Here is a 25,314-nt window from a genome sequence, read left to right on the forward strand (position 1 = left end):
TCACCCCGGCTGCCAGTTCGCAGCGGGGTGCTTCAGCGCCGCTGGGTGTCCAACCTGTAGCTGATCGCCTCGGCAATATGGGCGCGCCCGACGTCGGTTTCGCCTGCCAGGTCGGCGATGGTGCGGGCCACGCGCAGCACCCGGTGATAGCCGCGTGCCGTCAGGCCCAGCCGGTCGGCGGCGGCGGCCATCAGCTCGCGCCCGGCCTTGTCAGGACGGGCGATGTCCTCCAGCAACACGCCTTCCGCGTCGGCATTGACCCGAACATCCGCAACTTCCGCATAACGCTCGGCCTGCACCTGCCGGGCCGCGGCCACGCGGGCGGCGATTTCGGCGCTGGGCGTGCCATCGCGCGGCAGGTCGAGGTCCTGGAACGAGACCGGCGGCACATCCACGCGCAGGTCGAACCGATCCATCAGCGGGCCCGAGATGCGCCCGAGGTAGTCGTCGCCGCAGGCCGGTGCGCGCGCGCAAGCCCGGCCCGGATCGCTCAGATAGCCGCAGCGGCAGGGATTGGCCGCTGCCACCAGCAGGAATCGGGCGGGATACCGCACATGAGCGTTGGCGCGCGACACCACCACGTCGCCGGTCTCGATCGGCTGGCGCAGGGTTTCCAGCACCGCGCGCGGGAATTCAGGCAGTTCATCCAAAAATAGAACGCCGTTGTGTGCCAGCGAGATCTCGCCCGGTTTGGCCCCCTTGCCGCCGCCGACGATGGAAGCCACCGAGGCCGTGTGATGCGGGCGTCGGTACGGGCGCACGCGTGATATTCCGCCTTCGTCCAGCAAGCCGGCCAGCGAGTGAATCATCGAGGTTTCAAGGGCTTCGGCTGCCGACAGGGGGGGCAGCAGCCCCGGCAACCGTGCAGCCAGCATGGATTTTCCGGATCCCGGCGTGCCGGTCATCAGCAGGTGGTGGCGTCCGGCAGCGGCAATCTCCAGCGCCCGTTTTGCCCGTTCCTGACCCTTGACGTCGCGCAGGTCAGCCACGTCGGCCTCGGCGCTCACCTCGCCGGGGCGGGCATCCTGCAACGGGGATTGTCCAGTAAAGTGGCGAACGACCTCACCCAGGGATCCGGCGGCCAGAACACGGGCGTCCCCGACCCAGGCCGCCTCGGCCCCGCAGGCACGCGGACACAGCAGGGCGCGATCGCCTTCCGCCGCAGCCAGCGCCGCCGGAAGCGCGCCGATCACCGGATGCAGCGTGCCGTCCAGCGACATTTCGCCCAGGGCCACGGTCTCGGCCACCTCCTCGGGCGGCAGAATGTCCAGCGCCGCCAGCAGGGCCAGCGCAATCGGCAGGTCGAAATGCGCGCCTTCCTTGGGCAGATCGGCGGGCGACAGGTTGATCGTCACCCGCTTCGAGGGCAGCGCGATGGACATGGCCGACAGCGCCATGCGGATGCGGTCGCGCGCCTCGCTCACCGCCTTGTTGGGCAGGCCGACGATGGAGAACGCGGGCAGGCCGGGCACGACGGCGCATTGCACCTCGACCAGCCGGGCGTCGATCCCTTCGAAGGCCACCGTGAAGGCCCGTGCCACCATGATCCCCTCCTGTGGGTGTTCATGGTTAAGGGAGCGCAGGAAGCCTTTAGGTTTGGTTAAGGTCCGCCGGTGTCGGCCAGGGCCGTTGCGGGAACGGGCGATCATAGGTGGCCTGATGCGGCCCCTGAGCCAGCCCCATCGCGCGCCAGGCCTGGAATGCCGGGTCGGCCAGATGCGCCGCTGTGTAGGCCGCGCTGACCGGGCCCACCTTCAGCCCGTACCCGGCGATGCGCCCGGCGACCGGGGCAAAGAAGGCGTCGGCGATGGAGTAGGGTCCACACAGCCACGGACCGTCGGCCGCGAACCTGTCGCGGGCGCGGCCCCAGATGTCTTCCAGCCGGTCCAGATCGGCCTGCACCTCGGCCTGAAGCGGCGTGTTTTCATAGGCGGTGCGCAGGTTCATCGGGCATTTGTCGCGCAGCACCATGAAGCCCGCGTGCATTTCGGCGGTCAATCCGCGCGCGTGGGCGCGGGCGGAGGGAGCCTGCGGCCACAGACCGGCGTCGGGAAAGCGGCTGGCCAGTTCCTCGGCAATGGCAAGGCTTTCGCAAACCACTGTGCCATCGTCCAGCTTCAGGGCCGGCACGGTGCGGGCCGGCGCGAAATCCGCCAGCATCTTCGGGAAATCAGGGGTGTAGAGATCGGCGAAGGTCAGCGAAACCGGCAGGTCAAAGCGCTGAATCAACAGGCCGATCCGCATGGACCAACTGGAATGGGCGGGGTCTGCAAGGGCGAGGATATGGGTCATGGCCCCACCCTAGACGCGCCGGTCAATCCAGAAAAACGATCATTCTTGAAGTGCCCCATCACGGCCTGTGATTGATCGGATGTGCCGACCAGCGCTGCCCGTCAAAGCTCAGCCGGGTGACCGACAGGTTGTTGATGTATTGCCCCATCACCTGCTTGGCGCTGACACCCTGCGCGCGCTGCACCTGGGTCAGGATGGCGCCGAAATGGGCCACCGCGATGACCTCGCCCAGGCCGTGCAACTGTGCCACGCCCCGGTTCACCCGATCGGCGAGCGCATTCCAGCTTTCGCCGCCGGGCGGGGAGATCTCGCCGGGCTGATCCCAGAACCGGAAGATGTGATCGGGGGCCTCGGATTCGATCTCTTCGAAGCTGCGATGCTCCCACGCGCCGAAATGGATCTCGCGCAACTCGGGCAGGGCGCTCAGGCGCGGACGGTCCCCGGCGATGGCCTCGGCGGTCTGGCGCGCCCGCAGCAGGTCCGAGGACACCACCGGCACGTCGGGCAGATAGGCGCGCAGGCGGGCCAGCACCGGCGCATCCGACAGGTCGGCGGGCAGGTCGGTCCAGCCGATCATGGTCTTGGCGTGGGTCGGCCCGTGGCGCACCCACCAGATGGTCAGCGGCTCACCCATGCGGCAACCGGCCCTTCAAGACCAACGGCAGGCCCGACATCACCGCGACCACCAGATCGGCCTCGGCGGCGACCTGCTGGTTCAGACGCCCCTGAACCTCGCGGAAGGCGCGGGCCATGGCATTTTCGGGCACGATGCCCTGTCCGACCTCATTGGTGACACAGACCACCTGGCTTGGCGCGCGGGCCAGGGCCTGTGCCAGCGCGGTGCATTCGGCGGCCAGATCCGCCTCGGCCAGCATCCGGTTGGTCAGCCACATGGTCAGACAATCGACCAGCAACACCTCTTCCGGCTGGGCCTGCGCCAGCGCCCCGGCCAGATCGTCGGGCGCATCCACCTGTCGCCAGTCCGGGCCGCGCTGCGCCCGGTGCCGCGCGATCTTGGCCCGCATCTCGTCATCCCAGGCCTGCGCGGTGGCGACATAGACGCGGGGGCGGCCAAAGCCCGACACCAGCCCTTCGGCGAAACGGGATTTCCCCGAGGCCGCTCCGCCGGTCACAAGCGCAAGCCGGGGCACTGCATTTTTTGTCATTTGTTGTGATCCAGTTTCCGCAGGTGTCCGTAACCCTTTCGACAACCACGCTGAACAGCAGCACCGACCGGGAGTGGAAATCATATGGCACTGGACGGATACGCGGATCAATCCATGACGCGCCGCGCAATGAAGGCTGAATTGTTGGACGCCGAGACCGAGCTGGCCCTGGCCTATGCCTGGCGCGACCAACGCGACGAGCAGGCCCTGCATCGCCTGATCACAGCCTACATGCGGCTGGCGATCTCGATGGCGTCGAAATTCAAGCGCTACGGCGCGCCGATGAACGACCTGATCCAAGAGGCCGGGCTGGGCCTGATGAAGGCCGCCGACAAGTTCGACCCGGATCGCGGCGTGCGATTTTCGACCTATGCGGTTTGGTGGATCAAGGCCTCCATCCAGGACTACGTGATGCGCAACTGGTCGATGGTGCGGACCGGCTCGACCAGCAGCCAGAAATCGTTGTTTTTCAACATGCGCCGGGTGCAGGCGCGGCTGGAGCGCGAGGCCATGACCCGCGGCGAGGAGCTTGACAAGCACCAGTTGCGGCAGATGATCGCCTCGGAGGTGGGGGTGCCCCTGCACGACGTGGAAATGATGGAAGGCCGCCTGTCAGGGTCGGATTTCTCCCTCAACGCCACGCAAAGCGCCGAGGATGAAGGCCGTGAATGGATTGACACGCTGGAAGACGACGGCCTTCAGGCCGAGCATATTGTCGAGCATTCGCGCGATACTTCCCGCCTGCGGGAGTGGCTGCTGGAGGCCATGGGCGCGCTCAACGAGCGCGAGCGGTTCATCGTCCGTGAACGCAAGCTGCGCGACACGCCCCGCACCCTGGAAAGCCTGGGCAACGAACTGGGCCTGTCGAAAGAACGGGTCCGCCAGCTGGAAGCCGCCGCTTTTGGCAAGATGCGCAGGAACCTTGAGGCGCAGTCCGGCGAGGTTCATCGCTTCCTGGTCTAGCCTTCTGGCCCTGGCAGGCGCGGCGGCGGCGTTCGAAGGCGCGCCCCCGCCGATCGAGCGGATCGATCTGCCCGATGCGCAGATCGTGCTGCTGGGCGAGGTGCATGACAATGGGGTCCATCACGAACGGCAGGCTGCTGTTCTGAGGGGCATGGACCCTGCCGCCGTGGTGTTCGAGATGCTGACCCCCGTTCAGGCCGGCATCCTTGCCGACAGCACTCTGTCAGGCAAGGCCCTGGCCGAAGCGCTGGATTGGGCCGGCTCCGGCTGGCCCGACTTTTCCTTTTATGAACCGGTGATCGAGGCGGCCCGCGCCACGCGCATCTTTGGCATGGCCGTGCCCCGCGCCGATCTTGGCGCAGTGTTCGATGTTGGGGCCGCGACGGCCTTCGGACCCGATGCCGCGCGCTTCGGGCTGGATCAGCCGTTGCCCGAGGACGAACAGGCCACCCGTGAAGAGGCGCAATTCGCGGCCCATTGCGATGCCCTCCCTTGCGAGATGCTGCCGGGCATGGTCGATGCCCAGCGGTTCCGCGATGCCGCCTTTGCCCGGTCGATCCTGCAGGCGCTGGAGGAAACCGGCGGCCCGGTGGCGGTGATTGCCGGCAACGGCCATGTGCGCAAGGACTGGGGTATTCCGGTCTACCTGTCCCACGCCGCGCCCGAGGTCACCGTGCTGTCAGTGGGGCAGATCGAAGATCAGGACACGCCGCCCGTCGACGCGCCCTATGATCTGTGGATCCTGTCGGCCCCGGCGGAACGCGACGATCCCTGCGCTGTCTTTGCGAAGTAGCAAGGCCAAAACCCCGGTTGCTCCGCCCGCGGCCCCGGCCTAGGGTCCGGGCAAGTCATGGAGCGGGACCAGATGCTGGCAGGCAAGCGCATTCTTCTGATCATCGGGGGCGGCATCGCTGCCTATAAATCGCTGGAGTTGATCCGCCGCTATCAGGACGCCGGCGCCAGCGTGACGCCGGTTCTGACCCGTGCGGGCGAGGAATTCGTCACCCCGCTGTCGGTCTCTGCGCTGGCCGGATCGAAGGTCTATCGCGATCTGTTCGACCTGACGGACGAGGCCGAGATGGGCCATATCCAACTGTCCCGCGCCGCCGATCTGGTGGTCGTGGCCCCGGCCACCGCCGATCTGATGGCCAAGATGGCCACCGGGCAGGCGAACGATCTGGCCACCACGCTGCTGCTGGCCACCGACACGCCGGTGCTGATCGCGCCCGCGATGAACGTGCGCATGTGGGATCATCCCGCCACCCGGCGCAATCTGGCGGTGCTGAAAGGCGATGGGGTGCGCGTGGTCGGCCCCAACGACGGGGCGATGGCCTGCGGCGAATTCGGCTTTGGCCGGATGGCCGAACCGGCCGAGATTCTGGCCGCCACACAGGCCCATTTCGCCGATGGACCGCTGACGGGCAAGCGCATCGTCGTGACCTCGGGTCCGACGCATGAACCCATTGATCCGGTGCGCTATATCGCCAACCGCTCGTCCGGCGCACAGGGCACGGCCCTGGCGGCGGCGCTGGCCGCACAGGGGGCCGAGGTGATTTTCGTGACGGGCCCGGCCAGCGTGCCACCGCCCGAAGGTGTGCAGGTCGTCGCCGTGGAAACCGCGCTCCAGATGCAAGAGGCCGTCAGCGCGGCCTTGCCGGCGGATGCCGCCGTCTTTGCCGCCGCCGTGGCCGATTGGCGCATGGCCGGTGCGGGCGACCGCAAGCTGAAAAAGGATGGCACCGGCGCACCGCCGCCGCTGGATCTGGTGGAAAATCCCGACATTCTGGCCGGGGTTTCCAAAGGGCCGGACCGCCCCGGACTGGTGGTCGGCTTTGCCGCCGAAACCCACGACGTGATTGCCCATGCGACGGCCAAGCGCCTCCGCAAGGGCTGCGACTGGATTGTCGCCAACGATGTCTCGCCGGGCACCGGCATCATGGGCGGCACCGAAAACGCTGTGACCCTGATCACCGAGGCCGGGGCCGAGGACTGGCCGCGCATGGGCAAGGCCGAGGTTTCGGCCCGGCTGGCCCAACGCATCGCCGAGGCCCTGACATGACCCGCATTCCCGTGACCTTGGCCTGGACCGACGAGGCCGACCGCACCCTGCCGCTGCCCTCCTATGAAACCTCGCAGGCCGCCGGTGCCGATCTGCGCGCCAATTTCGCTCCCAGCCTGCGCAAAAGCGGCATGACGGTCTATCCCGGCGCGCGCGGGCTGGTGCCCACCGGACTGCGGATGGCGATCCCTGAAGGCTACGAAGTGCAGATCCGCCCCCGCTCGGGGCTGGCGCTGAAACACGGGATCACCCTGCCCAATGCGCCCGGCACCATCGACGCCGACTATCGCGGCCCGCTGGGGGTGATCCTGATGAACATGGGCGAACAGCCCTTCGTGATCTCGCATGGCGACCGCATTGCCCAGATGATCCTGGCCCCGGTGCTGCAAGCGGGCTTCGTTCTGGCCGAAACGCTGGACGATACCGCGCGCGGCGCCGGGGGGTTCGGCTCGACCGGTACCGGCTGATGGCGCTGTTTCTGGCGGCGGCAGCGGGGTTTTGGGGGCTGGGCTGGATGCTCAGGATGCCCCTTCAGGCGCGGGCCCTGATGATCGGGCTTCTCTATCTGGCGGTGATCGCCGCGTTGCTGGTGCTGCCCGAGGGCGCGCCGCTGCGGCAGACGCTGGGAGGCTCGGCGGGCAACTGGCTGGTGCTGGGCGCACTGGGGGGGCTGGCCTATGGCTATGCCGTGGTGCTGAAACGCCTGCGCGCCCGCGTGCGCCCCGAGAACAAGGCTGACACGGCGCAGGCCGCGCCGGACCAGACCGCGCCGCTGACCGATGCCGAACTGGACCGCTATGCCCGCCACATCGTGCTGCGCGAATTGGGCGGCATGGGCCAGCGCCGTCTGAAAGCCGCCCAAGTGCTGGTGATCGGCGCGGGTGGTCTGGGGGCGCCGGTGCTGGAATATCTGGGCGCGGCGGGGGTCGGCACCCTCGGGGTGATCGACGACGATGTGGTCGATGCGTCCAACCTGCAACGGCAAGTGATCCATTCCGAGGCAACGCTGGGGATGCCCAAGGTGTTCTCGGCCCAGACCCGCCTGCGCGACCTGAACCCGCATGTGATCCTGCGCCCTTATCACCGCCGCCTGACCGAAGACATCGCCCATGACCTGATCGACGGTTACGATCTGGTGCTGGACGGCTGCGACGACTTCGCCACCCGCGCGCTGGTCAACCGCACCTGCGTGGCCCTTGGCAAACCGCTGATCTCGGGTGCCATCACCCAGTGGGAAGGCCAGTTGGCCCTGTTCGACCCGGCCACGGGCGGGCCGTGCTATGCCTGCATCTTCCCGCAGGAACCGGCGGCGGGACTTGCGCCCTCCTGCGCCGAGGGCGGGGTCATCGGCCCCTTGCCCGGCGTCATCGGCACCATGATGGCGGTGGAGGCGATCAAGCGGATCTGCGAGATCGGTGCGCCGCTGAACGATGCCCTTCTGATTTACGACGGACTGTGGGGCGAAACCCGCCGCATCGCCCTGACCCGGAACCCCGACTGCCCGGTTTGCGGTGCGGTCCCTTCGACGGAGTCTTCATGACCAACCCGCTGCTTGCCACTTGGGACACGCCCTTCGACCTGCCGCCCTATGACGCCATCCGGGACGAGGATTTCTCGCCGGCGGTCGCGGCCGCACTGGACGACGGCCGCGCCGCGATCAAGGCCATCACCGATCAGGCCGAAGCCCCGACCTTCGCCAACACCATCGAGGCACTGGAACGCGCCGACGAAACCCTGGGCCGGGTGCTGGGCGCCTTCTATGCCGTGGCCGGGGCCGATGCGACGCCCGCCCGCGAAGACCTGATGCGGGAATTTTCGCCCAAGCTGGCCGCCTATGGCAGCGAGATCACCATGAACGCCGATCTGTTTGCCCGGATCGAGACCCTGTGGCAGGCGCGTGACACGCTGGACCTGACCGAAGAACAGGCCCGTGTTCTGATGCTGACCCGGCGCGGGTTCGTGCGGGCAGGGGCGCAGTTGGAAGGGGCCGCGCGCAGCCGTCTGGGCGAGATCAAGGAACGGCTGGCCAGCCTTGGCACGCAGTTCACCCAGAACCTGCTGGCGGATGAGCGCGCCTGGTCGATGCCGCTGGCCGAGGCCGATCTGGAAGGTCTGCCCGACTTCGTGAAGGCCACCGCCCGCGCCGCCGGGGCCGAGCGTGGCCAAGACGGGCCGGTGGTGACGCTGTCGCGCTCGCTGATCGTGCCATTCCTGCAATTCTCGCCCCGCCGTGACCTGCGCCAGAAGGCGTTTGCCGCCTGGGTGGCGCGCGGGGCAAACGGCGGCAAGACCGACAACCGCGCCGTCGCCGCCGAGATCCTGAAGCTGCGCGAAGAACGCGCGGCCCTTTTGGGCTATGACAGTTTCGCCGCCTACAAGCTGGAAACCGAGATGGCCGAAACCCCAGACGCCGTGCGCAATCTGCTGATGGCGGTGTGGGAGCCTGCCCGCGCCATGGCCGAGGCCGATGCCGAGGTACTGACCGCGATGATGCGCGCCGATGGCATCAACGGCGATCTGGAACCCTGGGACTGGCGGTACTACGCCGAAAAGCGCCGCAAGGCCGAACATGATCTGGACGAGGCCGAGTTGAAGCCCTTCCTGCAGTTGGACCGGATGATCGAAGCCGCGTTTTCCTGTGCGCACCGGCTGTTCGGGATCGAAGCCCGGCCGGTCGATGTGCCGCTTTACCATCCCGACTGCCGCGCGTGGGAGATCACCCGCAACGGCGAGCATCTGGCGCTGTTCATCGGGGATTATTTCGCGCGCGCGTCGAAACGCTCGGGCGCATGGTGCTCGGCCATGCGCAGCCAGCAGAAACTGGCCGGGAACATCCGCCCCGTGGTCATCAACGTGTGCAATTTCGCCAAGCCCGAGGCCGGCCAGCCGGCGCTGCTGTCCTATGACGACGCCCGCACCCTGTTTCACGAATTCGGCCATGCGCTGCACCAGATGCTGTCGGACGTGACCTATGAAAGCATCTCTGGCACCTCGGTAGCACGGGATTTCGTGGAACTGCCCAGCCAGCTTTATGAACACTGGCTGGAAGTGCCCGAGGTCCTGGCCGAATTCGCCACCCATGCAGACACCGGCGCCCCGATGCCCGCCGACATGCTGGACCGCCTGTTGAAGGCCAAGAACTTCGATCAGGGCTTTGCCACGGTGGAATATGTCGCCTCGGCGCTGGTCGATCTGGCGTTTCACGAGGGCACCGCACCAGAGGATGTCATGGCGCGGCAGGCCGAGGTGCTGGCCGACATCGGGCTGCCCCACGCCATCACCATGCGCCACGCCAGCCCGCATTTCGCCCATGTCTTTTCCGGCGACGGATATTCCTCGGGCTACTACAGCTACATGTGGTCCGAGGTCATGGATGCCGATGCTTTCGAGGCCTTCGAGGACGTGGGCGATGCCTTCGATCCGGCCACCGCGCAGGCGCTGCACGACCATGTGCTGTCCAAGGGTGGCAGCGTCGATGCCAAGGCGCTCTATACCCGGTTCCGGGGGCGTTTGCCGGGGGTCGAGGCCTTGCTGAAAGGCCGGGGCCTGACAGCGGCCTGACCGACCAGCGCGGGGCTTCAGTCTTCGGGGGCGCCGCGCACGTCGTTCACGTCCAGTCCCCACAGGGCATTGGCCGCGACCCAGCCGCGATAGCCGTCGGCGCGAATCTCGCACCAGTCGTTCTCGCAGTCGCCCAGCCGGGCGATGACGCCTTTCTCGGCGCGGGCCTTGACCTTGGCGTTGGTCGACGGTTGGCTGCGCAGAAGAACCTCGTCGGCATCCACGATCACCGTTCGGGTGCCCGACAGCAGGGCATAATGGATCCAGCCGCCGACCCCGTCGCGATCCACCACCCGCCGCCAGTGGCCGTATTCGCCGGTGACGATCACCGGCATTCCCTGATGACGGAACACCCAGTCGATTCTGTGGGTGGTCGAGGGGCCGCGGCGGATGTTGGCCTCGTTGGTCTTGATCGAGACGAACCGCGGAATCGGCAGGTTCGTGACCGGTCCCAGGCTTTCGGCCCCGGTGCCGCTGGCCATTGCCATCACCATCATCGCTGAAATCGCCGCCATGGCCTTGCGCCACGCGGTCTGCCGCCAGTGCTTGCTCATGTTGTCCTGCCCGTTATCCGGCGTGTTTTTGTCGCTATCCGATCCCGGCGCTTGTGCGCCGGTTCCCTATAAGTCACTTTGCCAGCCAACACGACGGATTAGAAGACGAGGAGTTCCAGTATGCCCGCAAAGCGCGTGAGTGTTGTGGTGACACGACGGTTGCCGGAACCGGTGGAGAACCGGCTGAGGGATCTGTTTGACGTGCGTTTGCGCGACGAGGATACCCAGATGAGCCGCGCCGAACTGGTGGCAGCCATGCAGAGCTGCGAGGTGCTGGTGGCCACCGTCACCGACCAGATCGACGCTGCAATGATGGCGCAGGCCGGACCCGGTCTGAAGCTGATCGCGTCGTATGGCGCGGGCGTGGATCACATCGACGTGGCCTCGGCGCGCAGCCGCGCCATTCTGGTGACCAACACCCCCGGTGTCGTGACCGAGGATACTGCCGACATGGCGATGGCGCTGATGCTGTCGGTCACCCGCCGCATCCCCGAAGGGCTGGCCATGGTGCAAAGCAAAAGCTGGACCGGCTGGGCGCCGACCGCCTTGCTGGGCGGCCGCATCGGCGGGCGTCGGCTGGGCATTCTGGGCATGGGCCGCATTGGCCAGGCCCTGGCGCGCCGGGCGCAGGCCTTCGGCATGCAGGTGCATTATCACAACCGTCGCCGCGTCGCCGAAAGCATCGAGTCCGAGTTGGGCGCGACCTATTGGGAAGATCTGGACGAGATGGTCAAGCGCGTCGATGTGCTGTCGATCAACTGCCCCTCGACGCCCGACACCTTCCACCTGATCAACGCTCGCCGGTTGCAGCTGATGAAGCCCTCGGCGGTGATCGTGAACACCTCGCGCGGCGATGTGGTGGACGAAAACGCGCTGGCGCGCGAATTGCGGGCGGGCAATCTGGCCGGGGCCGGTCTGGATGTCTACGAGCATGGCGTCGAAATCAACGACGTGCTGCGCGAACTGCCCAACGTGGTGCTGCTGCCGCATATGTCCTCGGCCACCGTAGAAGGCCGCATCGAGATGGGCGAGAAGGTCATCATCAACATCAAGACCTTTGCCGATGGTCACCGGCCGCCGGATCAGGTCGTGCCGGGGGTGATGTAGCCCCTTGATGCGTGCCACGCCGGCCTCCCCCCTGTCGCGCGTCCTGCACCATTGGCGGCTGGCGGCGGCCGCGGTGTTGCTGGCGCTGGTGGTCACCGGCCCGCCGGGGCTGCGTGCCGCGCAGGAGTTCAATACCCGCGTTCTGACCAGCGCCGGAGCCACCTATGCGGCCTTGCGCACCATCAACGCGGTGCTGTCCACGGCCAAGCAGACCTCGGTCGGGGTGGAATTCGTCGGCGCCGTCGAAGGCAAGCCGGCGATGATCCTCGATCCGCTGGATGAAACCGTGGCGCGGGTGTCGGATGCGGTGTTCCTGTTGGCAGGGCTCTCAGCCCTTCTGGCGGTGGCCTTCGCGCCGCTGGGAACGGTCGGGCTGGCCCTGGCCACCGTCGGGCTGGCGGCGCAATGGGGGCTGCGCGATGCGCCGCGCCCGGTCCAGACGCCGCGCCTGCGCGGGCTTGAGCGGGGGTTCGCAACGGTTACCCGCTTTGGCCTCGTGATCGGGCTGGTTCTGCCGCTGAGCTATGCGGCGGGCGGCTGGCTTGGCGATTTGACAACCCATGATCGGCTGGAGACCGCCGTGGCCCAGCTTCAGGGGGAAGAAGCCACCCTGACCCGCGGGCTGGAGGCGCTGGCTGAAACCCCGGTCCCCGAAAATCCCGGCGACCCCGCGCCGGGGCTGATGACCCGTGTGCTGAACGGGATGAAGAGTTCGGTCACCGGGGCCTGGTCCGACCTGTCGGCGCATCTGCCCGACATGGACCAGGTCGAAGAACGCGGCACGGCGATTTTCGATGCCTCGCTTGAGATCGTGGCGATCTACACCCTGAGGCTGGTGGTGTTTCCGCTCTTGACGCTGCTCTTTCTGGCAGGTGTGATTCGAAGCCTCATGCGCGGCTAGGAGACCCCCGATGACCCTTCCAGACTTTCCGGATGTGCGGATCCTTGTGACCGGCGGCACCATCGACAAGGTGCATGACCCAAGGATCGAGGCCATCGTCTTTGCCAGGGACGGCGCCACCCAGATCCCCGATATCCTGGCCATGGGCCGCTGCCATCACCCGGTGATCCAGAAGGTGCTGCTGAAGGACAGTCTGGAGTTTGACGATGCCGACCGTACCGCCATATCCGACGCGGTGCTGGCTGCCCCCGAAATCGCGCTGGTCATCACCCATGGCACCGGCACGATGGGGGAAACCGCGCGCTGGCTGGCAGACCGGGTTCAGGGCAAGACCGTGGTGCTGACCGGCGCCATGCGGCCGCATTCGCTCAGCGCCTCGGATGGGTCGTTCAACCTCGGCGGTGCGGTGGTCGCGGCGCAGACCTTGCCTGCGGGGATCTACGGGGTGATGAACGGGCGGGTGCTGCCCGCGGAATACCTGGACAAGAATGTCGAGGCCGGGCGCTTCGACATCTGAGCGTCACGTCAGCCCGAACAGATTGCCCCCAGCCGCAACCACGCGCTGTCGCTGAGAAGGGGCTTTTCGGGGGGCGTTGTCAGCGGCGGGATCGTCAGCCCGCTGCGCGCGGCAATCGCGGCAGGATCGACCTGCACCGCCCGGAACTTCTCGGCCAGTTGCGCCTCGGGCACCGACACCGGGGGTGTCACCAGATAGGTCTGGGCCGCAGCCTGAAGAACTGCGTCGCCGATTTCGCCCTGCGTCAGCAGGCGCAGGGTGGCAAAAGGGCCGGCCTGGTCCAGCACCGCCAGAAGCGGATCGACGTGGCGGGCGCGCGCCGCTTCCAGCACGATGGCCCCGGCGGCCAGATCGGGGGTCCGCTCGTCCTCGATCACATCCTTGCGTAGCAGGATCATCGCGCCGGGCAGATGCGCCGACAGGGCCGGGCCGCTGGGCACGACAACCACGTTCCACGATTCGGGGCCAAGGGTGCGCCGCTTCAACTGGTTCAGAACGCGGGTGCCGGTGGCATCGGTGCAGGCCGCGCCGGTGAAGGGTACCAGGTTTTTCAGCAGCCGTTGGCCGATTTCCTGGCGCACGGTGTCGGGCAGGACCTGCGCGGTGTGCCGCACCAGCGCGCCGGGCAGCCAGAACACCGCCAGTACGGCGACCGCCAGCAGGCTGAGCCCAAGGATCATTCGCCGCAGCCGCCCGCGCTGGGGCTTGGTGCGCGCCACCGCCTGTTGCACGGTGCGGATCGCCTCGATCATCGTGTCGTCGTCGATCTCAAGTTCTTCCTCGGCATCGCCGCCGGGGGTGTAGATCGCGGGGACCGTGCCGGGATTGCTGCGCTCGACCGCTGGCAGCGACCAATGCGCCAGCGCGGTGTCGGTGGCATCCTTGATGATGAGGGTGGCGTCGCCCAATGACACGAAGACATTGCGGCGCTGCTCGGACAGGGTTTCACGCCAAAGCCCGGGACATTCCAGCTTCTCGAATTTGTCCAACGCCGTCATCGGACGGGCCTGCCTGCCTGAGTTCTGCCTGACGCCAGACTAGGGGAGGGGGCGGGGCGATACAATCGCTCAAAATCGCAGCACCTTGACCTTGGCCCCGGCGCGCGGCCAATGAAGGTATGACCCGCCCCTTTGCCGCCCCTCGCCCGCTTGCTGCCGCCGCCATGATCCTGACGGCCATGGCGACCATGGGGTTGATCGACAACTACGTGCGGGTGATCGCCGAGACCACCGGGCTGTGGCAGTTCCACGTCGTCCGGTCCTCCATGTGCCTTGGCCTTCTGGCGATCTATGCCCGGCTGACCGGCACGCGGTTGCAGCCCCGGCATTGGGGCGTGGTGGTGGCACGCAGTGCGATCTTGTCGGTGGCGCTGGTCACCTATTTCGGGGCGCTGGTGCTGTTGCCGATTTCCGAGGTCATCGCCGGGCTGTTCACCGCGCCGATCTGGGTCTTGCTGTTGTCGGCGCTGTTCTTCGACAAATCCCTTGGCCGGGTGCGGATCGTCGCGGTGATTGCCGGGTTCATCGGGGTGATGCTGGTGCTGCGCCCCGACACCGGCACCCTGACTTGGCTGACGGCGCTGCCGCTGATCTCGGGCGTGCTCTATGCGCTGGCCCAGATCGCCACGCGCGAATGGTGCGCCGAGGAAACCGCGCTGACCCTGCTGTTTGGCTTCTTCGCCGCCCTTGGCCTGTGGGGGCTGGTCGGTCTGGCCGGGCTGAACCTGTTTCCCCAACCGGTGCCCGCCGGGCCCGAGGGCTTCCCCTGGCGGCTGTGGGGCCAGATGTCGGTGGCGGCGTGGGGCTGGACCGTGGCGCAGGCGCTGGGGTCGATCTTCGCGGTGGGGCTGATCATCCGCGCCTACCAGATCGCCGAGGCGTCCTTCGTGGCGGTCTTCGAATACGCGCTGCTGATCTTCGCGGTGTTCTGGGGCTATGTCCTGCTGGGGCAGACGGTGGACGGCTGGGCGCTGACCGGCATTGCGGTGATTGTCGGCTCGGGAGCGGTCATGGTCCTTGGGACCCGCGGCGCGGCCACAACAGAGATCCCAGCACCTGCAACGCCAGAAGCAACACCAGGGCCACAAGCGCGCTGAGCCCGGCGGCCTCGAAGCGGATCAGCGCCTGTCCCGGTGAGGCCGCCGACGCCAGCAGCACCGCCAGCGTCAGGGCTGCCGCCGAGAAAACCCGCGCCGAAACGGTATAGCGCAGGCCAAGCATCAGACAGGCGGCGGCCACCAGCATGCGCGGCAGGGTGGCGGCATCCATCGGGTGCAGAAACTGCCAGGCCGAGGCCAGCGCGGCGCCGATGGCGGCACCGCAGACGTATTGCAGGCTGCGGCGCAAGCTCATCTCGGGCGGGGCCATCGCCCGCATCACGAACATCTGCAGGGTCCACATGGCCAGCGTTGCGCCCATGTTGCCCACCAGGGCATGGGTCAGCAACAGGCCGGTACAAAGAAACACCGCATGGGCAATCCCGCCCCGCACGTCATTGGCGGGCAGGGCTGCCCGTCCGTGCAGTTTCAGGGCCACGGCCAGAAGGGCGCCGAACAGCAGGCTGGCCAGGAACACCGCGGCGGCCAGCCCCAGCGGTGTGCCATCCCGCAGGATCGCCCCCGACAGCATCACGGCCCCGAACAGGGACATGGTCAGGCTGCGCCCGCCCGTGGTGGCGGTTTCGACCCCGGCGGCAAGGGCCAGGACCAGAACCACGGGCAACAGGTTCCAGGCGCCGGGGGCCATGAGATCGAGGGCCATGAGGGCCACCAGCACCATCGCCCCGGCCAGGCTTCTGCGGGAACTGCCCACAAGGCTGCCCACGGTCCCCAGAATGGTCCCGCCGACAGCCGCCATGACCGCTTCCGGTGCCAGCGCCTGGGTCAACAGGATCGGCACCAGCATCCCCGCCGCGATTCCCAGGACCAGGGTCCAGCCCAATGTGGGGGGTGCGGCAGGGTGTGACGGGCTCATGGCAGTCCTCAGGCGGCGGCGAGGGCCTTTCCATCGCCATAACGGCCATAGAAGGTCTCGCCGCTGTCGGCCAGATCGCGCAGCAGCGCAGGCGCGCGGAAGCGGGCGCCGTGGGCGGCTTCCAGCCGGTCGCAGATCTCGACCGCCTTGGCCGCGCCGAGGATGTCCAGCCAGCTGATCGGGCCGCCCGACCACGGCGCGAAGCCCCAGCCGAGGATCCCCGCCACATCGCCTTCGCGGATGTCCATCAGCACGCCCTCCTCGAAGGCGCGCACCGCTTCCAGCGCCTGCATCATCAGCAGACGGTGCTGGACCTCGGTCAGTTCGGGCTGGGTGTCGGCGCGCGGGTATTTCGCGGCCAGCCCGTCCCACAGGCCGGTGCGCTTGCCGGCATCGTCATAGGCGTAGAAGCCCGCGTTGGCCTTGCGACCCAGACGGCCCTCGCTCTCCAGCCAGAACACGACCTCGTCCACATCGCCGTCCGGATAGGCGTCGCCCATGGCGGCACGGGTGGCGCGGGCGATCTTGGCGCCCAGGTCGATGGAAACCTCGTCGGTCAGTTGCAGCGGGCCCAGCGGCATCCCCACCAGCTTGGCGGCGTTTTCGACCAGCGCCGGAGCGACCCCTTCGCGGACCATGCGGATGCCCTCGTTGGTGTAGGGCAGGATGCAGCGGTTGGCGTAGAAATAGCGCGCGTCGTTGACGACAATCGGCGTCTTGCGGATCTGGCGCACGAAATCCAGCGCCTTGGCGACGGCCCGGTCGCCGGTCTGCGCCCCCTTGATGATCTCGACCAGCAGCATCTTGTCGACGGGCGAGAAGAAGTGGATGCCGATGAACTGTTCTGCCGACCGGCTGGCCTTGGCCAGTTCGGTGATCGGCAGGGTCGAGGTGTTGGTGGCGAAGATCGCGTCGGCGGGCAGATGCGCCTCGGCCCTGGCGGTGGTTTCGGCCTTGACCTTGGGATCTTCGAACACCGCCTCGACCACCAGATCACAGCCCGCCAGCGCGGCGAAATCGGTGGTTGCGGTGATCTGGCCCAGCACCTGCGCCTTTTTCTCTTCGGTCACCTTGCGGCGCTTGATGCCCTTGTCCAGCAGTCCCTCGGAATAGGCCTTGCCGCGATCCGCGGACTCCTGCGACTGGTCGATCAGCACCACCTCGATCCCGGCCTGCGCCGAGACATAGGCAATGCCCGCGCCCATCATGCCCGCGCCGATGACGCCCAGCTTCTTCACGGTCTGGTCCGGCGCTTCGGGCCGGTTGGCGCCCTTCTCCAGCGCCTCCTTGTTGATGAAGAGCGAGCGGATCATCGCGGTGGAGGAAGGGTTCAGCAGGACACTGGTGAACCAGCGCGATTCGATCTTGATGGCGGTGTCGAAGGGCACCAGCGCGCCTTCGTAAACCGCCGACAACAGCGCCTTGGCCGCCGGGTAGACGCCCTTGGTCTTGCCGTTGACCATGGCCGATGCGCCGACGAAGGTCATGAAGCCCGCCGGGTGATAAGGCGCGCCGCCGGGCATCTTCCAGCCCTTCTGGTCCCAGGGCTTCACAATGTCCTTGTCGCTGGCCGACAGCACCCAGTTGCGGGCTTCGTCCAACAGGTCGGCCGCCGGGACCACGTCGTCGATCAGGCCGGCCGATTTGGCGCGTTTGGGATCTGACAGCCTGCCCTCCAGCAGGAAGGGCGCCGCCGCCATCGCGCCCAGCTTGCGCGACAGCCGTGTGGTGCCGCCCGCGCCGGGGAAGATGCCGACCATGATCTCGGGCAGGCCGATCTTGGCCTTGGGATTGTCGGCCACGATGATCCGGTGACAGGCCAGCGGGATCTCGTAACCCAGACCCAGCCCGGTGCCGGGCAGGGCCGCGATGATGGGCTTGCCGCCCTTCAGGGTCTTGGGGTCCATGCCTGCACGTTCGATCTTGCGCAGCATGGCGTGGATGCGGGTCAGCCCGTCCATCAGCCCCTGCGCCGGGTTGTCTCCGGCCGAGGCTTTCATCTGCGCGATGATGTTCAGATCCATGCCGGCGGCAAAACTGTCCTTGCCCGAGGTCAGGATCACGCCCTTGACGGCGTCGTCGGCCAGGGCCTGGTCGATGAAGCCTTCCAGCGCCGCCAGGCCGTCAAGGCTCATGACGTTCATGGATTTTCCGGGCACGTCCCAGGTGATGGTGGCGACGCCGTCGGCGTCCACGTCATAGGTGAAATCGGTCATCTGAGGTCTCCTCCGGGAGCATTTTTCTGTGGCTGCAACAACTTGTTGCGGTGTTGATATTCCAGGGTCCGGGCAGGGCAGCGCGCCGTCATCGCTCCGGCTCCAGGATGGTGCCGTCACGGCGGGTCAGGGTCTCGACCCCGTTTTCCCGCGTGCGGATCTTGTCGAGCATGGTGTAGTGAACCCGTTCACTGGCGGCGCGCGTGCCGATGATCAGATAGGTCGCCGGAGACCCCGAGCGGTTTGCCAGGGTGTGCCCCACCGGGTTTCCGGCCGGAAAGGCCGCGGCATCGCCGGGAAGCAACGGGGTTTCGCCCGTGCCTTCGCACAGCGTCACCTCGCCGGACAGGACGTACAGGAACTCGTCCTCGTTCTCGTGCCAGTGCGGATCGCTGCTGCGGCTGCCCGGGTCCAGCGTTTCCATCGCCACGCCGAACTGCGACAGCCCGCCCGGATCTCCCAGGGTCAACCAGCTCATCGGGTTCCAGTGCGGCGGGGCCTGCTCGCGGGGCAGGGCGCTCAGATCAAGTTTCGGCATCATCCTTCCCTCGTGTCGGCGTAGGGGGAGCCATCCTTGCGGGTGAATGTGGCGGCGCCCTCGGCCATCGTCACCTTCAGGTCGATGTCGGAATAGGTCGCCACCTCGTGCGGGGCCTTGCTGCCCACCACCAGGAACCGGCCCTCGGCCTCGGAATTGTTGACGAAGCAATGACCATTGGCATCACCCGCCGGAAACGCCGCGCAGTCGCCCGGCGCCATGGCGGTTTCGCCGTCATCGTCGATCAGGGTCAGGTCGCCCTCCAGCACCATGACGAACTCATCCTCGTTCAGATGCCAGTGGCGCAACGACGATCGCGCGCCGGGCTTCAGGATCACCAGGTTGACGCCGAACTGGGTCAGCCCCCCGGCCTGGCCCAGCCGCAAGGACTTGCGCCCGGCCATCTGCGCAGCATAGGGCGCGGGATAGATGGACCCGGTCTTCAGCGGGACGGTGGCAGGATCGATCTTCGGCACGGGAAACTCCTTTTGGATCAGGCGTCGGACACGGGCGGCTTGGGAATGCTGCGCGTGTCGGGGGCCGGGGCGTTGGGATCGACCTTGATATGGCTGAACGGATAGCGGGCGTTGACGACACCGCTGATCAGTTGATCCGATAACCAGACCCCATCGCGCCGGACCAGCATCATCCACGAGGAAAAGCCGGGCACCAGCCGCGTGCCATTGCGCAGCATTTCGCTGTCATAGGTGGCGGTGATCAGGTTGGGCGTGATCTGTTGCACCTCGCGGGCCGTGCGGATCAGATGCGTGGCGCGGTGACCGCGGATCATCTTCACCCAGGCGTCGAAACCGGCGCGCAAGTCGTCGCGGCTGGTCAATACCGTGCGGCTTGCCTGCGTGGTCAGCACGAAAGGCAGGTCGATCGCCGCCGCGAAGCCGTCGAAATCATCCTGGAAGAACGTGTCGGACACACGGTCCAGCCAAGTCTGGACGATTTCGGTGGGGGTCGCAGCGGCGCCGTCCATGGCTCAGACCCGTTCGATCACGGTGGCGGCACCCATGCCCGAGGCGATGCACAGCGTGGCAAGCCCCAGTTCCTTGTCCTGCCGCTCCAGCTCGTCCAGCAGGGTGCCGATGATGATAGCCCCGGTGGCGCCCAGCGGATGACCCATCGCGATGGAACCGCCGTTGACGTTCACCTTTTCCGGATCCGCCTCGAAGGCTTGCAGGAAGCGCAGCACCACCGAGGCGAAGGCCTCGTTGACCTCGAACAGGTCGATGTCGCCGATGTTCAACCCGGTCTCGCGCAGAATCTTCTCGGTCACCGGCACCGGGCCGGTCAGCATGATGGTGGGATCGGTGCCGATCTTGGCCGTGGCCCGGATGCGGGCACGGGGCTTCAGACCATGGGCTTCGCCGAAGGCTTTGTTGCCGATCAGAACCGCCGCGGCCCCGTCCACGATGCCCGAGCTGTTGCCGGCGTGGTGAATGTGCGCGATCCGCTCCAGATGCGGGTACTTCATCAGCGCGATCTGGTCGAATCCGGGCATGACTTCGCCCATGTCCTTGAAGGCCGGTTTCAGGCCGCCCAGGCTCTGCATGTCGGTGCCGGGGCGCATGTATTCGTCATGGTCGAGGATGGTCAGCCCGTTGATGTCGGTCACCGGCACCACCGAGCGCGCAAAGCGGCCCTCGTCCCAGGCCACCTTGGCGCGGCGTTGGGATTCCACCGCCAGCGCGTCGGCGTCATCGCGCGAAAACCCGTATTCGGTGGCGATGATATCGGCCGAGATGCCCTGCGGCACGAAGTAGGTGTTCATGGCAATCGACGGATCGACGGCAATCGCCGCCCCGTCAGAGCCCATGGCGACCCGGCCCATCATCTCGACCCCGCCGGCAACATAAGCGCGGCCAGCGCCGCCCTTGACCTGGTTGGCAGCCAGGTTCACGGCCTCCATGCCGCTGGCACAGAAGCGGTTGATCGACAGGCCCGGCACGCTCTCGGCAAAATCCGAGGCCAGCACGGCGGTGCGCGCAAGGCAGCCGCCCTGTTCGCCCACCTGGGTGACATTGCCCCAGATCACATCCTCGATGTCGGTGGTGTCCAGGCCCGAGCGCGCTTTCACCGCGTTCAGGATCTGCGCAGACAGCCGCGCCGAGGTAACTTCGTGCAGGCTGCCGTCCTTGCGGCCTTTGCCGCGCGGAGTGCGGACAGCGTCGTAGATATAGGCATCGGTCATCAGGCCGGTCCTTTCCGGTTCTCGGGCCGCGCAGGCGGCATCAGGTCATAGGGGTGTTTCCAGCCGGGCAGGGCGGCAATGCGGTCCAGCCAGGCGTCGATATGCGGGTGATCCTTGCGGATGAAGCCGTAAGGTTCAGGGTAGAACAGGTAGCCGCAGCAACAGAGATCGGCGATGGTCACACCGTCGCCCACCACCCAGTCCCGGGTGGAAAGATGCTGGTCGAGAACCTGCAAGGCCGACAGCAGGCGCGCCTGGTTGAAGGCAATCACATCGCCCATCTCCGCACGCTTTGCTTCCGGCAGATAGTTGCAGAGAAACCGGGTCATGCCCGCCTGGCTCGACATCTTGTGATTGTCCCAGAACTGCCAGCGCAGAACCTCGAAACGATCTTCGTCCCGCCCGCCCAGCGCGCCGCTGCGCGCGACGACAAGCTGCTGGATCGCGCCGGATTGCGACAACCGAAAGGTGCCGTCGACCAGAACCGGCGCTTCACCCATCGGGTTCACCCCTTCGCGATAGGTTGCCGAACGCGTGGCCCCGTTGAAGAAGTCCACGAGGACGGGCTCCCAATCAAGGCCCGAAAGCTGCAGGGCCAGCGCCGCCTTGTAGGCGTTGCCGCTCTCCCCGAAACAATGCAACTGAAGTGTCATGCAAGTTCTCCCTTACCCTATCTGGGCGCAGGACGGCGCCTGGTGCAAGGCTTGTGCCCCGGAACGCTGCGTCGCGACTCTGGCCGGTCGGGAATGAGTATTTTTGCCAAGAAGAAAACAGGATTTACCCACTTGTAACCCTGCGTCGCACAAGCTTTCCCGGCGGTACAGGCGGGAGCGCCGATGACCGCCCAAAGAGAAACCCCTCTGCCTTCGTTGACCTCGGCGAGGTGATCGATGCCTCGTGTCAGTGCAGGTAGAGGGGTGACTTTTGTTGCGGCTTGAGAACACCATGCGTGCCCTGTTTCTTTTTGGCGCAAATACTCCGGGGGTGAATGGACCGCAGGTCCAGAGGGGGCAGCGCCCCCCTCCCTCCCGCGCGCTTCTAGAAGTGTGCTTCGTCCAGATCCATCACGGGCGCCGCCCCGGACTGGATCCGCGCCAGATGCGTTGCCGTCATCGGAAGTTGCCGGGCCATGTAGTAGCGACCTGTGGTGATCTTGGCCTTCAGGAAGTCGCTGTCGCCTTCGCCGGCGTCCAGTTGCGTCTGGGCGGCCTTCGCCATCCGTGCCCACATCAGCCCTAGGCAGACATGCCCGAACAGATGCATGAAGTCATAGGAGCCGGCGAGCGCGTTGTTGGGGTTCTTCATCCCTTGCGCCATGAAGTACATCCCCGCGTCCTGCAGGTGCTTCGAGGCGGCTTTCAGCGGGTCGAGGAAATCGGCTTTCAGTGCCTCGTCGCCCTCGTTCTCTTTCAGGAAGGTTTTCACCATCTCGAAAAAGGCCATCACCGGTTTGCCGCCTTTCGCAGCCAGCTTTCGGCCGACCAGGTCAAGCGCCTGCACGCCGTTGGCGCCTTCGTAGATCATGGTGATCCGGGCATCGCGGGCGAATTGGGACATGCCCCATTCCTCGATATAGCCGTGGCCGCCATAAACCTGCTGTGCGGCCGAGGACATCTCGAATCCCTTGTCGGTCAGGAAGCCCTTCAGCACCGGGGTCAGCAGCGAGATCATGTCTTCGGCAGCATCGTCATCGGTGCGGTGCGAGCGGTCGATCAACTGCGCGCCCCACAGGGTGAAGGCGCGGGCCCCTTCGACAAAGCTCTTCTGATCCATCAGGTTGCGGCGGATGTCGGGATGCACGATCAAAGGGTCGGCCGGGCCATCGGGGTTCTGGGCGCCGGTCACGGCGCGGCCTTGCAGCCGGTCCTTGGCGTAGAAAACCGCGTTCTGATAGGCGGCCTCGGCCACCGCGTAGCCTTGCAGGCCAACACCGAGTCGCGCCTCGTTCATCATGGTGAACATGGCGCGCATGCCCTTGTGCGCTTCCCCCAGAAGATAGCCCGTCGCCGCGTCATAGTTCATGACGCAGGTGGCATTTCCGTGGATGCCCATCTTCTCTTCGATCTTGCCGACCGAAACGCCGTTGCGGTCGCCCAGCGAGCCGTCCTCGTTCACCAGCACCTTCGGCACGATGAACAGCGATACGCCCTTGATACCCTCGGGCCCGCCGGGGATCTTGGCCAGCACCAGGTGGATGATGTTCTCGGCCAGATCGTGATCGCCTGCCGAGATGAAGATCTTCTGGCCGGTGATCTGATAGGTGCCATCGTCCTGCGGCACGGCCTTGGTCCGCATCAGGCCCAGATCGGTGCCGCAATGCGGCTCGGTCAGGTTCATGGTGCCGGTCCACTCGCAGGATACCATCTTGGGCAGGTAGGTGGCCTTCTGCGCGTCCGAACCATGGGTATGGATCGCCGAATAGGCACCGTGGGTCAGGCCCTGGTACATGTTGAAGGCCATGTTGGCCGAGACGAACATCTCGCCCACCGCCGTGGCCAGTACGTAGGGCATGCCCTGGCCGCCGTATTCGGGATCGCAATCCAGCGCGGTCCAGCCGCCCTCTTTCATCACCTTGAAGGCCTCGTCAAAGCCCTTGGGTGTCGAGACCACGCCGTTCTCGAACCGGCATCCTTCCCGATCCCCGGACAGGTTCAGCGGCGCCAGAACCTGTTCCGAGATCTTGCCGGCTTCTTCCAGCACGGCTGACGTGAAATCGGCTTCCAGTTCGTCATAGCCGGGTATGCCGCTGTCGGCGGCGTTCAGCACGTTCTGCAGGACGAACTGCAGATCCTTGATCGGGGCGGTGTAGGTGGGCATGGCTCTCTCCCTTGGGTGTTGGGGTGGGGCCATACGCTGGTGGTGTGGCCCCCCTGTCTATTCTGCCGCCTTGCCGGCGGCGTCGTATTCCGCGATCTGCGCCCGGCCGGTGACCAGTTGTTCGCGCAGATCGGCGATGGCATCTTCCAGCGCGCGTTGCTGGGCGAGCATCTCTTCGAGATGTTTCTGCCCGATCTCCACGGCATGGCGCAGTTGGGTCTGGCGCGTGTCATCCACGTCGTACAGATCCAGCAGCTGGCGGATTTCTTCCAGGCTGAACCCGAAACGCTTGCCGCGCAGGATCAGCTTCAGGCGCGCCCGGTCGCGGCGTGTGAAAAGCCGCTTATGACCCTGACGGATCGGGGCCAGCAGCTCCTTGGATTCGTAGAAGCGGAGCGTACGGGGCGTGACATCAAAGGCATCGCACATTTCCCGAATGGTCATTGTTTCGTTCATCGTTCAACTCGTCCTAGGTCGTTGAGGTCTTCTGACACCACCGACCTAAGGCCGCTGACGCCAATCTAGTAGACAGGGTGACGTGCACGTAAACGAAACGTCGCGTCATCCCAAGAGAGAGCGTTACGTTATTTGATGTTTGCGCTGCAAAGGACAAGTCGTAGACGCTGGAAGAGGTCAGGAAAGGCATTTTCTTGCCCAACTGAAGGAAAATTTCGGCTGAAACGCCAACCCTCAGGGATATCTGGAGGATATTTGTTGCGGGAAGCCCGGTTCGGGGCTCTTTCGGCGGGGTAAAGATTTCGCGAAATTAGTTAACCGGGCGTCAGTTTTCGGCGCATCAACGGTATGAACCCGCGCAGATGCAGCTTGGACGTGCGGATTTTTCGGGAATGATCCTGCGTCAGATCCCGGGGTGTGTGCCCGCAATAGCGGGCAACAGGGGCGGTCAATAACCTGTATATTGGGTATATCTTTAAGGCCTATTGCGTCATCGGCCGCCGATGATCCGCGCGCCTACAGGCTGTTGGCGACCTTGTCGCGCAACTCCTCGAGTTCGGAAATCGAGGCATCCAGCTGCCGGCGCTGTTCGGCCAGTACGTCCAACTGGCGGGAAGCCAGGTCGACCCAGGCTTCCATTTGCACGTGGGTGCCCTTCTCTTCGTAGATCATCAGCCACTGCCGGATTTCTTCAAGGCTGAAACCAAATCGGCGGCCCCGTTTGATCAGCACCATCCGGGCGACTTCGCGCGGCGTGTAGAACCGGGACCGGCCTTCCTTATCGGGCTGCAACAGCTCGATGTATTCATAGTAGCGCAGCGTTCGCGGCGTCACATCGAATTTCTCGCACATTTCCTTGAACGACAGCCTTTGCTGGTCGGTCATGGCGCCCTCCTGCCCGTCTGAGTCCTGCACTTGAAGGAACCGTATATCGCCGGGAAGGTCAACGCATCTGGCCCGTTGCGTCATGCGCAGGGGTGGACGCGACCGAGGGG

26 protein-coding genes are annotated in these 25,314 nt (G+C 66.1%); 10 read left to right on the forward strand and 16 right to left on the reverse strand.

The window, feature by feature from the left end; all coding sequences use genetic code 11:
- Positions 1 to 32 precede the first annotated feature (32 nt).
- The 4 genes from H8B03_RS04525 to cobU are packed head-to-tail and all read right to left on the reverse strand — an operon-like array spanning position 33 to position 3,458.
- Positions 33 to 1,544, reverse strand: a complete 1,512-nt coding sequence (locus H8B03_RS04525) for a YifB family Mg chelatase-like AAA ATPase (RefSeq protein ID WP_193140543.1) — start codon at positions 1,542 to 1,544, stop codon at positions 33 to 35.
- A 46-nt stretch (positions 1,545 to 1,590) separates the two neighbouring features.
- On the reverse strand, positions 1,591 to 2,292 hold the full coding sequence (locus tag H8B03_RS04530) for a glutathione S-transferase (RefSeq protein ID WP_193140544.1): 702 nt from the start codon (positions 2,290 to 2,292) through the stop codon (positions 1,591 to 1,593).
- A 58-nt stretch (positions 2,293 to 2,350) separates the two neighbouring features.
- The gene (locus H8B03_RS04535) at positions 2,351 to 2,926 is read right to left on the reverse strand and encodes a histidine phosphatase family protein (protein WP_193140545.1); all 576 of its coding nucleotides are present in this window, start codon (positions 2,924 to 2,926) and stop codon (positions 2,351 to 2,353) included.
- Complete coding sequence (gene cobU, locus H8B03_RS04540; RefSeq protein ID WP_193140546.1) at positions 2,919 to 3,458, reverse strand: bifunctional adenosylcobinamide kinase/adenosylcobinamide-phosphate guanylyltransferase; 540 nt, start codon at positions 3,456 to 3,458, stop codon at positions 2,919 to 2,921. Before cobU ends, H8B03_RS04535 begins: the two co-directional genes overlap by 8 nt.
- Before the next feature lie 84 nt (positions 3,459 to 3,542).
- Here cobU and H8B03_RS04545 point away from each other — a divergent pair, with 84 nt between their 5' ends.
- The 6 genes from H8B03_RS04545 (at position 3,543) to H8B03_RS04570 (ending at position 10,041) form a co-directional block, all read left to right on the forward strand.
- Entirely contained in the window at positions 3,543 to 4,421 is an 879-nt protein-coding gene (locus H8B03_RS04545) for an RNA polymerase factor sigma-32 (protein WP_193140547.1), read from the forward strand.
- Positions 4,381 to 5,214, forward strand: a complete 834-nt coding sequence (locus tag H8B03_RS04550) for a ChaN family lipoprotein (protein WP_193140548.1) — start codon at positions 4,381 to 4,383, stop codon at positions 5,212 to 5,214. Before H8B03_RS04545 ends, H8B03_RS04550 begins: the two co-directional genes overlap by 41 nt.
- Before the next feature lie 72 nt (positions 5,215 to 5,286).
- A complete protein-coding gene (gene coaBC, locus H8B03_RS04555) occupies positions 5,287 to 6,480 on the forward strand; it encodes a bifunctional phosphopantothenoylcysteine decarboxylase/phosphopantothenate--cysteine ligase CoaBC (protein ID WP_193140754.1) in 1,194 nt (397 codons plus the stop codon).
- Complete coding sequence (dut, locus tag H8B03_RS04560; protein ID WP_193140549.1) at positions 6,477 to 6,947, forward strand: dUTP diphosphatase; 471 nt, start codon at positions 6,477 to 6,479, stop codon at positions 6,945 to 6,947. Before coaBC ends, dut begins: the two co-directional genes overlap by 4 nt.
- The gene (locus tag H8B03_RS04565) at positions 6,947 to 8,020 is read left to right on the forward strand and encodes a HesA/MoeB/ThiF family protein (protein WP_193140550.1); all 1,074 of its coding nucleotides are present in this window, start codon (positions 6,947 to 6,949) and stop codon (positions 8,018 to 8,020) included. Before dut ends, H8B03_RS04565 begins: the two co-directional genes overlap by 1 nt.
- A complete protein-coding gene (locus tag H8B03_RS04570) occupies positions 8,017 to 10,041 on the forward strand; it encodes a M3 family metallopeptidase (protein WP_193140551.1) in 2,025 nt (674 codons plus the stop codon). The genes H8B03_RS04565 and H8B03_RS04570 overlap by 4 nt, the downstream gene beginning before the upstream one ends.
- Before the next feature lie 17 nt (positions 10,042 to 10,058).
- Here H8B03_RS04570 and H8B03_RS04575 read toward each other — a convergent pair whose 3' ends face one another.
- Positions 10,059 to 10,595, reverse strand: coding sequence for an SH3 domain-containing protein (locus H8B03_RS04575; RefSeq protein WP_226925691.1), 537 nt, complete (start codon positions 10,593 to 10,595; stop codon positions 10,059 to 10,061).
- Positions 10,596 to 10,715: 120 nt separating this feature from the next.
- On the opposite strand from H8B03_RS04575, the gene H8B03_RS04580 reads away from it, so the two are divergent.
- From H8B03_RS04580 to H8B03_RS04590, 3 genes are read left to right on the forward strand one after another with little or no spacing between them, the layout of a single operon-like run.
- Positions 10,716 to 11,702, forward strand: coding sequence for a D-glycerate dehydrogenase (locus tag H8B03_RS04580; protein WP_193140552.1), 987 nt, complete (start codon positions 10,716 to 10,718; stop codon positions 11,700 to 11,702).
- 7 nt (positions 11,703 to 11,709) lie between these two features.
- Positions 11,710 to 12,603 (forward strand): hypothetical protein, encoded by an 894-nt coding sequence (locus H8B03_RS04585; protein WP_193140553.1) that lies wholly within the window; start codon positions 11,710 to 11,712, stop codon positions 12,601 to 12,603.
- A 10-nt stretch (positions 12,604 to 12,613) separates the two neighbouring features.
- Positions 12,614 to 13,120, forward strand: coding sequence for an asparaginase domain-containing protein (locus H8B03_RS04590; protein WP_193140554.1), 507 nt, complete (start codon positions 12,614 to 12,616; stop codon positions 13,118 to 13,120).
- A gap of 8 nt (positions 13,121 to 13,128) precedes the next feature.
- Here H8B03_RS04590 and H8B03_RS04595 read toward each other — a convergent pair whose 3' ends face one another.
- The gene (locus tag H8B03_RS04595) at positions 13,129 to 14,118 is read right to left on the reverse strand and encodes a hypothetical protein (protein WP_193140555.1); all 990 of its coding nucleotides are present in this window, start codon (positions 14,116 to 14,118) and stop codon (positions 13,129 to 13,131) included.
- A 119-nt stretch (positions 14,119 to 14,237) separates the two neighbouring features.
- Here H8B03_RS04595 and H8B03_RS04600 point away from each other — a divergent pair, with 119 nt between their 5' ends.
- Positions 14,238 to 15,215 (forward strand): DMT family transporter, encoded by a 978-nt coding sequence (locus H8B03_RS04600; RefSeq protein WP_193140556.1) that lies wholly within the window; start codon positions 14,238 to 14,240, stop codon positions 15,213 to 15,215.
- On the opposite strand, the gene H8B03_RS04605 is transcribed toward H8B03_RS04600, so the two are convergent.
- The 10 genes from H8B03_RS04605 to H8B03_RS04650 all read right to left on the reverse strand — a co-directional run bounded on the left by H8B03_RS04605 (position 15,127) and on the right by H8B03_RS04650 (position 25,204).
- The gene (locus H8B03_RS04605; protein ID WP_193140557.1) at positions 15,127 to 16,092 is read right to left on the reverse strand and encodes a hypothetical protein; all 966 of its coding nucleotides are present in this window, start codon (positions 16,090 to 16,092) and stop codon (positions 15,127 to 15,129) included. The two genes, H8B03_RS04600 and H8B03_RS04605, sit on opposite strands and share 89 nt — an antisense overlap.
- Positions 16,093 to 16,100: 8 nt before the next feature.
- On the reverse strand, positions 16,101 to 18,308 hold the full coding sequence (locus H8B03_RS04610) for a 3-hydroxyacyl-CoA dehydrogenase NAD-binding domain-containing protein (protein WP_193140558.1): 2,208 nt from the start codon (positions 18,306 to 18,308) through the stop codon (positions 16,101 to 16,103).
- Between the two features lie 88 nt (positions 18,309 to 18,396).
- On the reverse strand, positions 18,397 to 18,849 hold the full coding sequence (locus H8B03_RS04615) for a cupin domain-containing protein (protein WP_226925692.1): 453 nt from the start codon (positions 18,847 to 18,849) through the stop codon (positions 18,397 to 18,399).
- On the reverse strand, positions 18,846 to 19,322 hold the full coding sequence (locus H8B03_RS04620) for a cupin domain-containing protein (protein ID WP_193140559.1): 477 nt from the start codon (positions 19,320 to 19,322) through the stop codon (positions 18,846 to 18,848). Before H8B03_RS04620 ends, H8B03_RS04615 begins: the two co-directional genes overlap by 4 nt.
- Positions 19,323 to 19,339: 17 nt before the next feature.
- Positions 19,340 to 19,831, reverse strand: coding sequence for a hypothetical protein (locus H8B03_RS04625; protein ID WP_193140560.1), 492 nt, complete (start codon positions 19,829 to 19,831; stop codon positions 19,340 to 19,342).
- Between the two features lie 3 nt (positions 19,832 to 19,834).
- Positions 19,835 to 21,046: an acetyl-CoA C-acetyltransferase gene (locus tag H8B03_RS04630; RefSeq protein ID WP_193140561.1), complete on the reverse strand. Its 1,212-nt coding sequence runs from the start codon at positions 21,044 to 21,046 to the stop codon at positions 19,835 to 19,837.
- On the reverse strand, positions 21,046 to 21,699 hold the full coding sequence (locus H8B03_RS04635) for a glutathione S-transferase family protein (protein ID WP_193140562.1): 654 nt from the start codon (positions 21,697 to 21,699) through the stop codon (positions 21,046 to 21,048). The genes H8B03_RS04630 and H8B03_RS04635 overlap by 1 nt, the downstream gene beginning before the upstream one ends.
- Positions 21,700 to 22,084: 385 nt before the next feature.
- Positions 22,085 to 23,863 carry an acyl-CoA dehydrogenase C-terminal domain-containing protein gene (locus H8B03_RS04640; protein ID WP_193140563.1) on the reverse strand — a complete coding sequence of 593 codons (1,779 nt, stop codon included), beginning with the start codon at positions 23,861 to 23,863 and terminating at the stop codon, positions 22,085 to 22,087.
- Between the two features lie 57 nt (positions 23,864 to 23,920).
- A complete protein-coding gene (locus H8B03_RS04645) occupies positions 23,921 to 24,319 on the reverse strand; it encodes a MerR family DNA-binding transcriptional regulator (RefSeq protein WP_193140564.1) in 399 nt (132 codons plus the stop codon).
- Between the two features lie 516 nt (positions 24,320 to 24,835).
- Positions 24,836 to 25,204: a MerR family DNA-binding transcriptional regulator gene (locus tag H8B03_RS04650; protein ID WP_193140565.1), complete on the reverse strand. Its 369-nt coding sequence runs from the start codon at positions 25,202 to 25,204 to the stop codon at positions 24,836 to 24,838.
- Between the last annotated feature and the right edge of the window lie 110 nt (positions 25,205 to 25,314).

The sequence above is a fragment of the Meridianimarinicoccus sp. MJW13 genome, assembly GCF_014901205.1.
In the GTDB taxonomy this organism is placed as follows: Bacteria; Pseudomonadota; Alphaproteobacteria; order Rhodobacterales; family Rhodobacteraceae; genus Meridianimarinicoccus.